At 30.2% G+C, this 11,129-nt stretch carries 10 protein-coding genes; 4 read left to right on the top strand and 6 right to left on the bottom strand.

The features are described from left to right. Positions 1-314 precede the first annotated feature (314 nt). Together IM532_RS12615 and IM532_RS12610 are read right to left on the bottom strand one after the other, a co-directional pair. Complete coding sequence (locus tag IM532_RS12615; RefSeq protein WP_194183856.1) at positions 315-1,004, bottom strand: hypothetical protein; 690 nt, start codon at positions 1,002-1,004, stop codon at positions 315-317. Positions 1,005-1,222: 218 nt separating this feature from the next. Further along, complete coding sequence (locus IM532_RS12610) at positions 1,223-1,594, bottom strand: hypothetical protein (RefSeq protein ID WP_194183855.1); 372 nt, start codon at positions 1,592-1,594, stop codon at positions 1,223-1,225. A 179-nt stretch (positions 1,595-1,773) separates the two neighbouring features. Here IM532_RS12610 and IM532_RS12605 point away from each other — a divergent pair, with 179 nt between their 5' ends. Continuing rightward, complete coding sequence (locus tag IM532_RS12605) at positions 1,774-2,841, top strand: tyrosine-type recombinase/integrase (RefSeq protein ID WP_194183854.1); 1,068 nt, start codon at positions 1,774-1,776, stop codon at positions 2,839-2,841. Here IM532_RS12605 and dinB read toward each other — a convergent pair. The 4 genes from dinB to IM532_RS12585 all read right to left on the bottom strand — a co-directional run bounded on the left by dinB (position 2,827) and on the right by IM532_RS12585 (position 7,963). After that, positions 2,827-3,918: a DNA polymerase IV gene (dinB, locus tag IM532_RS12600; RefSeq protein ID WP_194183853.1), complete on the bottom strand. Its 1,092-nt coding sequence runs from the start codon at positions 3,916-3,918 to the stop codon at positions 2,827-2,829. The genes IM532_RS12605 and dinB overlap by 15 nt on opposite strands. A gap of 19 nt (positions 3,919-3,937) precedes the next feature. Next, complete coding sequence (locus IM532_RS12595; protein WP_194183852.1) at positions 3,938-6,199, bottom strand: cation:proton antiporter; 2,262 nt, start codon at positions 6,197-6,199, stop codon at positions 3,938-3,940. Positions 6,200-6,283: 84 nt separating this feature from the next. Next, positions 6,284-6,991 (bottom strand): class I SAM-dependent methyltransferase, encoded by a 708-nt coding sequence (locus IM532_RS12590; protein WP_194183851.1) that lies wholly within the window; start codon positions 6,989-6,991, stop codon positions 6,284-6,286. Between the two features lie 15 nt (positions 6,992-7,006). Then, a complete protein-coding gene (locus IM532_RS12585; RefSeq protein WP_194183850.1) occupies positions 7,007-7,963 on the bottom strand; it encodes a YpdA family putative bacillithiol disulfide reductase in 957 nt (318 codons plus the stop codon). 132 nt (positions 7,964-8,095) lie between these two features. Between IM532_RS12585 and IM532_RS12580 the strand changes: the two genes are divergently transcribed. Genes IM532_RS12580 through IM532_RS12570 form a run of 3 tightly spaced genes read left to right on the top strand, consistent with a single transcriptional unit; the run spans position 8,096 to position 11,126 of the window. Then, positions 8,096-8,686 carry a TetR/AcrR family transcriptional regulator gene (locus IM532_RS12580; protein ID WP_194183849.1) on the top strand — a complete coding sequence of 197 codons (591 nt, stop codon included), beginning with the start codon at positions 8,096-8,098 and terminating at the stop codon, positions 8,684-8,686. A gap of 14 nt (positions 8,687-8,700) precedes the next feature. Next, a complete protein-coding gene (locus IM532_RS12575) occupies positions 8,701-10,032 on the top strand; it encodes a TolC family protein (RefSeq protein WP_194183848.1) in 1,332 nt (443 codons plus the stop codon). Positions 10,033-10,055: 23 nt separating this feature from the next. Further along, positions 10,056-11,126 (top strand): efflux RND transporter periplasmic adaptor subunit, encoded by a 1,071-nt coding sequence (locus IM532_RS12570; RefSeq protein WP_194183847.1) that lies wholly within the window; start codon positions 10,056-10,058, stop codon positions 11,124-11,126. Positions 11,127-11,129 lie beyond the last annotated feature (3 nt).

The raw sequence follows: 11,129 nt of genomic DNA, 5'->3' as shown, positions 1-11,129 counted from the left end.
TACTTTTCGATTAACTTCAACGTCAGTTAGAATTCGAACCCTTTCATTAAATTCATTTACAGTATAAATGTATTTTGAGTATGTTTCTTTAATATCAGTTATTTTCATTCAATAATATCGTATAACGAGACGAGTATTTGCGAAGAACGGGACAGAAATTGAGCGAAAGCTCAAGTTCGTGCGTTCAAGCAAATTGCTCTTTTCTGAAACTAATTTAAGTTAATGTTTTAAGAAAAGCAATTTTGCGAGTGGAAAAAGATGGGATGAAAGTTTACTTTCAGCCCGTTTTTTGCGAAATACTATGTTGTATGTAGTTATCTTTTTATATGAAGTATAGAATAAGTACTAATGTCAAAAGTTTTTGGCTCATATTCAAAATATACAAAAATACCTTTAAGATCTTTTTTTTCTGGATCTATAAGATATTCAGCTTCTGAATAATTAGATTTTTCATGAATAGTCAAAAAGTTTAATTCTTCACTTTTTTGTTTGAATAATTGTGGAAGATTTACAGATGGATTTTCAATATCGTCAAGTAAAAAAAATAGAATTTCATTATTTGAATTTCTAGAAAATTTCATTTCTTCTGGAAGATAAAATACAATTTTATTACCATGAAATTTATAGAAAAAGCTTTTAGAATAATTAATTGTGTCATTTTCTTTAACAATTAATTGGTTAAACTTTATAATATTATTTTTAAACCTGAAGTTTTCAATAAATTTTTCTGTATTTGAATTTTCAATAGTATCGTAAAATTTTGTCCAACCAATAAATTTACTTTTTTGATTTTTAGAAAGTAATGTGTCAGTTCTTATTAATTTATCTTTGTATAAAGTTTTTCTTTCAGAAATAGAATCGTTTATATTATTTAAATCATAAGAAATAAATTCTTTCTTAAAGTCATTAAAAATGTAGTCGTTATCGAATTGATATTCGATTTCAGAATTTTTATTACAACTTATGATGAATAAGCTTATAATAAAAGTATATATTAATTTCATGAGTTGTTTTGATAATTACATACAACGAGCCGAGTATTTGCGAAGAACGGGAGAGAAATTGAACGAAGTTCAAGTTCGTCCGTTCAAGCAAATTACTTGGCTAAAACTAAATTAGTGTATTGTTTTTAGAAAAGCAATTTTGCGAGTGGAAAATTATGACAAAAAAGTTTACTTTCAGCCCGTTTTTTCGCAAATAGTATGTTATGTGCAGTACTTTATTACCAATTTTTATTTAATTCATATTCAGATGGAATTTCTGTAAAATTAGATCCCAACTTATTCCATATTTCTATGAGATTAATTTTTTGTTGTATAATTAATATGCGTATTTCGCATAATAAGTTTTTATCTTTATTAATTAATTCAAGTCCGTCGAAATTTAATTCATTTTGATTGTGCATTTTATTTATTATTTCCATTTCAAAATTTGAGTTTTCGGAATCTAAATTAATAAAGCAACCATTTCCAGTGAATTCAATTTCCAATATTTTCACAGTTTGAATATATTCTATTATACTTTTTTGAGAAAATTCTCCTTCTAAGATTTCAGGACAAATTTTAAGTAAAAAGTTTCGAATATTATCATTCATTGCAAGATTTTTTTTAAGGAAGTTTTGGTAGTATTGCACATAACACTCAAATATACGAACATAGATGATATAAACAAATTTATTTTTTTTACTTAAATGCTTACTATCAGCTAGATTGAAAAAATAAACGTAATTTTATAGTACATGAGTATATGTTCGTTAATACAAATTATCTCAAGATGGGAAGTGTTAATTTATCTAATTATAAGTTTGAAGCTGGCATACATAAAAATCAAAAAGTTATTTGGGTTATTTATGCCAAAGATTCCATTTCTATAGCTCCATTAAAACAGTTAATTAAATTATATTACTCTGCGACTGAAAAAAAATGGTATATAAAAGATACAACAGAAAATAGAAAATTTATAGGTATTACAACCGAACAATTTCCTGCTATACATCAATTAGCTGAAGAACATAAAATTTACTTTTTAGATACTATACAGCAATTAAAATTGATGGCTTACAGTCCAAATACAATAAAAACATACGGAAGTGAATTGATTTCGTTCTTTAAAATGTTCAAAAATTATACTGTTGAAGATATTACAACTGATCAAATACGTAAGTATTTAGTTTATTGTATGGATAATTTGGGTTTGTCTGAATTTACAATAAATTCTAGAATGAACGCAATAAAATTTTTGTACGAAAAAGTGTTAATGCGTCCTCGGGTTATATACGATATCCCGCGCCCCAAACGTCCTGAGAAACTTCCTAAAGTACTTTCTGTATACGAAATAAAGCAGATAATTACTTTAACAAAAAATCTAAAGCATCAGATGATTCTGAAAACAATGTATGGTATGGGATTACGTGTTAGTGAAGTTGTAAAGCTTAAGATTGGAGATTTGGACAGTGAAAGAATGCTGGTGCATATAAAAGGTGCAAAAGGAAAAAAAGATCGTATTACAATTCTACCAGAATCTTTATTAGAAGCACTTAGAGAATACTATATGACTTACCGTCCGAAGGAATTTTTATTTGAAAATAGATTTGGAAATCAAATGTCGACGAGAACGGTACAAATTATCTTTAAAAATGCTTTGAAAAAAACTAATTCGCGTAAAAATGTGGGAGTTCATAGTCTTAGACATTCTTTTGCTACACATTTATTAGAAAATGGAACCGATCTTGCGTTGATACAACAATTATTAGGACATAATGATATAAAAACCACGCTTACTTATACGCACGTTTCTAAAAAATCTCTTCTCAAAATTAAATCTCCTTTAGATAATATTTGAAGATACACTCTCAAAATCCAAAAGCAATTGTCTTCCTTCGTGAAGTTTAAAATCAGTCAAGTTCGAAACAGAAACGCCTAAAAGTCTTACATTTCGTCCTATCTGATAACTTTCTTTTAATAATTCTAAAACGATTTTTTTATATAAATTTTCTTGTGTTATAGGATAATCAGAAGACTTACTTTTACTTGTGATTGAAAAATCATCAAATTTCATTTTTACTGTAATTGTTCTACCATAGACATAATGTGTATTGCACCAATCCCACACTTCTTGCATCAATGGATTAATACCTTGTTGTAGATCATGATAATGAAAAAGATCATTTGAAAATGTATTTTCAGAACCGATTGATTTTCTTATTCGGGAAGCATTTACAGGGCGATTATCTTCACCTCGAGATATGTTGTAATAATGCAAACCTGCTTTACCAAATTCACGTGCAATTTTTTCTAAAGAAAGTTGTCTTAGATCCCAACCAGTTTTAATTCCCATATTTGCCATTCGTTCAGCAGTTACTTTGCCAATTCCATGGAATTTATGAATAGGTAACTCAGCTATAAATTTTTCTGACATCGACGGTGTTATCACAAATAATCCATCAGGCTTATGATAATCAGAGGCAATTTTAGCTAAAAATTTATTGAAAGAGACTCCCGCAGATGCAGTAAGATGAGTTCGTTCCTTTATTTTTTGTTTAATTTCTAATGCAATCTCTGTAGCTATTGTAAGGTTAAATTTATTTTTAGTGACATCCAAATAGGCCTCATCCAATGATAAGGGTTCTATCAAGTCGGTATATTCTTTGAAAATTTCTCTAATTTGTTGTGAAACTTCTTTATATACTTCAAAACGTGGTTTAACGAAGATTAGTTTAGGGCATTTTCTTTTGGCTATTACAGAGGGCATTGCAGATTTTACACCATATTTTCTAGCTTCATAGCTTGCAGTTGCTACAACTCCACGTTCTGCATTACCACCCACAGCAATGCATTTCCCTTGTAATTCAGGGAAATCGCGTTGTTCTACAGAAGCATAAAATGCATCCATGTCGATATGGATAATTTTTCGAAGCATGGATACAAAATTATAACCCTTATTTTAAATTATAGAGTTTTATAAATTCTTTTAACTTTTTCTTATCGGCTACAATGGTTAAATAATCACCAGGCTCAATCATAATTTCACGATCAGGATTGTAAACAATTTTCCCATCACGTTCTATGGATACAACAATTCCGGTAGAAGTGTCTTTTACCCACCCTACATCTTGGTAAGCTACATCAGCTACATTTTCTGGTACAACAACTTTATCCATTGTAATATCAATTCGATCTTTTATATCACTTGTCGGAACTGATTCTCCAATAATTGAAAGATATTTTTCAAATTTTTGAATTTGTTCATCTGTTCCAATTATTCCAATTTCATCTAGTGGATATAACACAGATTCGCTATTAGGCATTTGGATAATGCGGTCTCCGCGTTTTATATAGGCAATATTTATATGGAATTTTGTTCGCCAGTTCAAATCTCCCAAAGGAACACCAATAAAGTTAGCATGTCTAGGTACATACATCTCAGAAATATGAGTATTATCCCACGTATATTGGTAATTTTCCTTTTTTATCTTTTGCTTCTTTTCTTCTAAAATTTCACGTTCATTTAAATTATAGATGAATCGATTTTGTATAATACTGTAAATATTATTAAAGTGTTTAGATAAAAGATACATAAGTCCTAAAAGCACCACAATAAGAATTAAAACTGCTACTTCGCTCGAAAAGAATTGATAATAAATAAATATAATTAACCCTAAAATAAAACTAACTCGAAGCGAAAATAAACCAATAATAGGCGCACGATTAAATTTGGATTCTAACCAAAATTTAGACATTAATTGTTTAGACACACGACTGCCAACCAATGCCCATAAAAATGGAATGGAAATTATAAGCGTAACAATCATGGTGATAAAATTTGCCAAAAACGGACTTACATTATCATACAAAAGCAACAACACAAAATTTTTCATAAAGAAAGTAATGGCTATTACAATTATGGTATTAAGAGCTAAATTTCTGATTGTTTTTTCGATAATCATTTTCCATTGGTTCTCATCTTTTATATGTTGGGTATCGGATGAATAACGATCAATAGTGTTTATGAATTTTTGAGGCAATATACGATTTAGTAAAGTATAGGTTGCTTCTGAAGATTTTATTAAATAGGGTGTAGTGAAAGTTGTTATCGCAGAAACTCCTACAGCTACAGGAAAAAGAAAATCACTTGTGACACCTAATGATAAGCCTAATCCGGCTACAATAAAGGCAAACTCACCAATTTGTGCCATACTCATTCCAACTTGTATAGACTGTTTAAGTGGTTGTCCAGACAATAATGCACCTAGCGTAGTAAAAATTAATTTACCAAAAACCGTAACTAATGTTACTACTATAATTGCCCACTTATGTTCTATCATAGATGCAGGATCAATCATCATACCGATAGAGACAAAAAATATTGTAGCAAATAATGTTTTTACTGATTTCAGTGTATGTTCTATCTTCTCAGCATATATTGTTTCGGCTAGTATTGATCCCATTACAAATGCGCCTAATTCAATAGAAAAACCAACACTATCAGCTATATAAACCATACCTAGACATAATCCTAAAGATAATATCAATAGGGTTTCTTCGTCTAAGTATTTTTTAATTGATCTTAAAAAAGATGGAATTACAAATATTCCTCCTAAAAACCATACAGCTAAAAAGAAGCCAAGTTTTACTAAGGAACTAAACATTTCTGTTCCGTTAAATTGTTGACTTACTGCCATTGTAGAGAGCATTACCATAAGTAGAATTACAACAATATCTTCTACGATAAGAATCCCAAAAACGACATTTGCAAATTTCTTGCGCTTAAGACCTAATTCATCAAATGCTCGTATTATAATGGTGGTGGAAGAGCTAGCTAATAAACCTCCTAAGAAAATACTATCCATATTAGACCAACCCATCCATTGACCTACAAAGTAACCAATAATTACAATAAAAATAATTTCAACCAACGCCGTTATGGAGGCACTGCCACCAACGTTGAGTAATTTTTTGAAACTAAATTCTAAACCAAGGCTAAATAGTAAAAATATTACCCCAATTTTAGCCCAGATTTCAACATTGTGCTCTTCTGCAACAGAAGGTAAATATGTAAAGTGAGGACCTACCAGAAATCCAGCAATAATATACCCCAACACCAGAGGCTGATTAATTCGTTTAAATATTAATGTAGTTATGGCTCCGACACCTAAAATTAAGGCAAGATCAGTAATTAGTTTAGGTAAGTGTTCTTCCATATAATTAGTTGGTTTATTGCACTAATTTAGGAATTTTTATTCGCTTTAATCAAATTAAAAAAGCGTTAAACTTATGTTTAACGCTTAATTTATAGTAATTTTTGCTAAATAAGAATCATCATCTTTTACAATTCGCTTACATTTTAAACCATGATATTCACATGCGTTTTTTAATGTGTCAAAATCAAGGTACAACCAATTTATAGGTTCATCTGTCATTCCTTTGTAGTGAACAGTGAAGTCTACTTCGCCATAGTAATCTTTATCTCCTGGAATCCATTTTCCACCATCATCATCATCGTCAAACATATAAAGTATATCTGTTCCATCAATTAAAACTTGCCCATTTGCAGTTAACAATTTTTTTAATTTTTCTAAATATACACCGATTAATAAAAGATTTTGAAATATACCAGTGCCATTCATTAACAATAAAATGGTATCGTATTTCTCATCTTCATTTAAATCCAACATATTAATGGTCTGTACATTCTTAATACCTCTTAGCTCACAAGTTTCTATCGCTTTTGGAGAAATATCTATCGCTTTTACATTAATACCTTTTTCTTGTAAATATAAACTGTGCGATCCGGCTCCTGCACCAATATCCAAAGTTTTGCCTTTTGTAAGGTTTAATGCTTGCTGTTCTAAAATAGGCATTTCTTCAAAATCCCTAAATAAATAATCTATGGGCATTACATCCAGCTCAGAAATTGAAGTTTCTGTATAGAGATTTTCTGAATTGTTTTCTGTTTGATAGTCTAATATAGCCTGTCCAAATAAATCTTTCATGGTGTAAAAATAAGATTATTTTGATTGAATATGATTGATTATTTGACTAGCATGTACGCGAGAATTCTCAATGAACCAAATATTAGTTTGTAAACCACCACTTACAACTCCAGCTAAGTAAAGATCTTTAACGTTAGTTTCCATTGTTTCTGGATTATAAAATGGCGTTTTGTACCCATCATCTTGTAATAGGACACCTGCGCGTTCTAGAAAATTAAAATTGGGCTCATAACCTGTCATTGCTAAAATATGATCAGTTTCTATTGTAATAGTTTCATGATTAGATTGCACTGTAATAGATGTGTGAGATATTTTTTCTACGGTAGAATTAAAATATGCTTTTATAGCCCCTTCTTTTATTCTATTCTCTATATCGGGCTTTACCCAATATTTTAAACGGGACGTAAACTCACTACCACGTACTATTAATGTAACATTTGCACCTTTTCGATAACATTCTAATGCAGCATCTACTGCAGAATTATTTGCACCAATTACAACAATATTTTGAAAAGCATATGGATGAGCTTCTTTATAATAATGAGAAACAATAGGAAGATTTTCGCCTTCTACACCAAGTAGATGAGGTATATCGTAGAATCCCGTTGCTAAGATTATATTATCCGAAAAATAAGTGTTTTTAGATGTGGTTACAGTAAAATAGTCAGATTTATCAATCGTTAAAACCTCTTCATATAAGTTGATATTAATGTCATAGTAATTGGCAACATTCCTATAATATTCCAATGCTTCTTTCCGACCAGGCTTTGGTGCTATACAATTAAACGGTATATCATTTATGGTTAATTTCTCTGAAGTAGAAAAGAAAGTCATATCCAAAGGATAATTATAAATACTATTGGTAATTGTTCCTTTTTCAAGAATTAATGCAGAAAGATTATTTTTTTTTGCTTCTATAAAACAAGCTATTCCGATTGGCCCACCACCAACTATAATAATATCATATTTCATATGGCAAAGTTAAGAGATATCAAGTACGTAAAGATAAAATCCTGGCATCATAAATGTTAAAGTTATTTGACAATTTTGTTAAACGATTTTTGTTTAATACTTTTGTTAAACATTTTTGTCAAAATTGATAATATGAGTGCAGAAAAAAAGGATCAAACAGAATATATCATTAAAGAAACGGCCAAAAGACTTTTCTTCAAAGAAGGAAAATTTAATGCAACAACACAAGAAATAGCTGATGCAGCTGGAGTTAATCGTACATTAATTAACTATTATTTTAGATCAAGAAATAACCTATTTCAAATTGTATTTCAAGAAGCAAAGAAACTTGAAATAAATAAGACTGAATCTATAATGTCTTCAAGTCATAATTTTAAACAAAAAATTTCCGATTTTATTGATTGCAGTTTAGAGATTAATTTAGAATATCCCTACCTAGAAACATACATTGTTTCCCAAATGAACAAAGGAGAATCCTATAAAAGAGATAACGCAAAAGATCATTCAGAATTTTTCTTTAGTAATGTAGAACAAGCTATGGAAGAAGGAATAATTGAAGAAATGGAACCAATTCAATTTTTATTAAATATGATTTCATTGATTAATTTTCCGTTGGCTATGCGTCCATTATTACAAGAAAATTTACAAATCTCAGAGTCCAACTATAAAAGGATCTTAAAGGATAGAAAAGAAATTATCCTTCGAACTTTATTCAAGAATTAAATAATATGAAATATATGAAATTTTCCAATTTATTCGAACGTCTAAGATGGATAGGAGTAACAGTATTGTTGGCTATGTTTCAGACGGTTTCAGCTCAGCAAGAGTTGACCCTAAAGCAGGCCATAAATTTTGCTTTACAAAATAAAGCTGATGCACAGAAAGCGAAACTTGAAATTAGTAGAGGTGATCTTCAAATAAAAGAAGCGAAAGCAGGAGCACTTCCTCAAATATCTGCTTCTGGTGCAGTACAATACAATGCTATTATTCAAGAATCTGCCTTGCAAATGAATGACCAGTTAATGGTCATCAAAATGGGACAACCTTGGAATACGAATGCTTCTGTTTCCGTGTATCAAGCTTTATTTGATCAACGCGTTTTTACAGGCCTTAAAGCGGCAAAGTCAACAAGAGAGTTTTATCAAATAAATGCTCAGCTTACAAACGAACAAATTATAGAACGTGTAGCCACAGCTTACTATCAAGTATTTGTTACTGAACAGAAGTTAAAAAATATAGATGCTTCTTTCGAGAATACCAATAAAGTAAAAAATGTTATTCAAAGTTTATATGATAATGGATTAGCAAAAGAAATAGATTTAGATCGTACAAAAGTTGGCTTGGTAAACATACAGTCTACACGTCAGCAAATTGTAAATTCAGTTGAATTACAAGAAAATGCACTTAAATTTTACATGGGAATGCCAATAGAAACAGAAATTAAATTGGTAGAAGAAGATGTGAAAATTAATGAATTTTTGTTAGAAGATAAATTTGATTATACAAAGCGTACTGAAGTAGCAGCCTTATTAAAACAAAAGGAATTATTAGGCTATAATTTAGAAGCAACTAAGGCGTTATTGTATCCAACAGTTGGCTTAGCATTAAACTATGGAGTCAACGGTTTTGGTGAAAATTTACCATTTCATAATTCCACTTATTGGTCAAATGTAGGTAATGTTGCTTTGCAACTTAAAGTACCAATATTTACAGGTGGGGCTACAAAATCTAAAATCCAACAAGCTCAATTAGATATTGATGCGTTAGATATTGATATTCAAGATGCTTTACTAGGATTAGACTTAGAATATAATAATTCTAAAACTCAAATAGAGAATCTAATTATCAATTTAGACAACCAAAAGGCAAATGTTGAATTAGCTCAAAAGGTATTTAATAATACACAATCTAATTATCAGAATGGCCTAGCAACTTTAACAGAAGTTTTAGATGCTGAACAAGCTTATACTGAATCTAAAAACAATTATTCAAATGTGTTGTTAGAGTATAAAGTAGCTGAGGTAGCTTTATTAAAAGCAAGGGGAGAAATTAATACGATATTACAATAATAAACCTACGAAATTAAATTAAAATGAAATTAGGTAAAACTTTACTTTGGATTGTAGCAGCTGTTCTAGTTTTAGGAGGAGGATACTACATCATCAATAAAAATAAAGAAAAGCAACAAAAAGAAGTTGAAATTGTTGCATCAAAACTTGATGAAATTGCGGTAAATACGGCAAAATTAGAATACAAAGATTTATCAGCAGACTTTATGGTTAATGGTAACTTTGAACCAATACAGCAAATGACTTTTCCATCTGAAATGTCAGGTCGAATTATTAATGTAATGGTAAAAGAAGGGGATTATGTTCGTGTCGGACAAACTTTAGCAACAATCAAAAAAGATGCGATTGAAGTGGATATGACACAAGCTCAAAATAATTTACAAAATGCTATCGCAGACAATCAACGTTTTGAAAATGCTTTTAAAACAGGAGGGGTTACCAAGCAGCAAGTGGATAATTCTCGTTTACAACTTAAAAATGCTCGTGCCGCTGTAGAAGCGCAAGGTCTACGTGTTCGTGATACTAATGTAAAAGCGACTATTTCTGGGGTTATTAATACTCGTTTTATAGAGCCAGGATCTGTTGTTGCTCCAGGTACACAAATGTTTGAAATTGTAAATGTTTCTCGTTTAAAGTTAAAGGTCGCAGTAAATGAATCAGAAATCGTTAATTTAAGAGTAGGTCAAAATATTAAAGTTTTAGCTTCTGTTTTACCAGATGACGAATTCGTAGGAAAATTAACTTTTATAGCTCCTAAAGCTGATGCATCATTAAATTTCCCTGTAGAAATTGAAGTATCTAATAATAATAAATTAAAAGCAGGTATGTACGGAACTGCTGTATTCTCAACTGCTGGTGATGCCGCAGCAACAAAAGCTATTGCTGTAATTCCGGCTACAGCTTTTGTAAACGGAGTTTCTTCAAATACTGTATTTGTTGTAGAAAATGGAATTGCTAAAATAACTAAAATTGTTTCTGGTCGTGTAATCGGAGAATATGTCGAAGTTCTTTCAGGGTTAAAAGAAGGCGCTGAAGTGGTTACATCTGGACAAATTAATTTATCAGATGGTGAAAAAGTAAGAATCGTAAAATAATTT

Origin of the sequence: Faecalibacter rhinopitheci, assembly GCF_015234135.1 — a bacterium.
In the GTDB taxonomy this organism is placed as follows: domain Bacteria; phylum Bacteroidota; class Bacteroidia; order Flavobacteriales; family Weeksellaceae; genus Empedobacter; species Empedobacter rhinopitheci.
Note: the sequence above shows the minus strand (reverse complement) of the source record. Positions and strands in the feature narration are given on the sequence as shown.

Excerpts from the sequence above, each read along its gene's own strand:
- IM532_RS12595 (WP_194183852.1), bottom strand. The coding sequence starts at position 6,199 with ATGGAAGAACACTTACCTAAACTAATTACTGATCTTGCCTTAATTTTA.
- IM532_RS12615 (WP_194183856.1), bottom strand. The coding sequence starts at position 1,004 with ATGAAATTAATATATACTTTTATTATAAGCTTATTCATCATAAGTTGT.
- IM532_RS12590 (WP_194183851.1), bottom strand. The coding sequence starts at position 6,991 with ATGAAAGATTTATTTGGACAGGCTATATTAGACTATCAAACAGAAAAC.
- IM532_RS12605 (WP_194183854.1), top strand. The coding sequence starts at position 1,774 with ATGGGAAGTGTTAATTTATCTAATTATAAGTTTGAAGCTGGCATACAT.
- IM532_RS12580 (WP_194183849.1), top strand. The coding sequence starts at position 8,096 with ATGAGTGCAGAAAAAAAGGATCAAACAGAATATATCATTAAAGAAACG.
- dinB (WP_194183853.1), bottom strand. The coding sequence starts at position 3,918 with ATGCTTCGAAAAATTATCCATATCGACATGGATGCATTTTATGCTTCT.
- IM532_RS12610 (WP_194183855.1), bottom strand. The coding sequence starts at position 1,594 with ATGAATGATAATATTCGAAACTTTTTACTTAAAATTTGTCCTGAAATC.
- IM532_RS12585 (WP_194183850.1), bottom strand. The coding sequence starts at position 7,963 with ATGAAATATGATATTATTATAGTTGGTGGTGGGCCAATCGGAATAGCT.
- IM532_RS12570 (WP_194183847.1), top strand. The coding sequence starts at position 10,056 with ATGAAATTAGGTAAAACTTTACTTTGGATTGTAGCAGCTGTTCTAGTT.
- IM532_RS12575 (WP_194183848.1), top strand. The coding sequence starts at position 8,701 with ATGAAATTTTCCAATTTATTCGAACGTCTAAGATGGATAGGAGTAACA.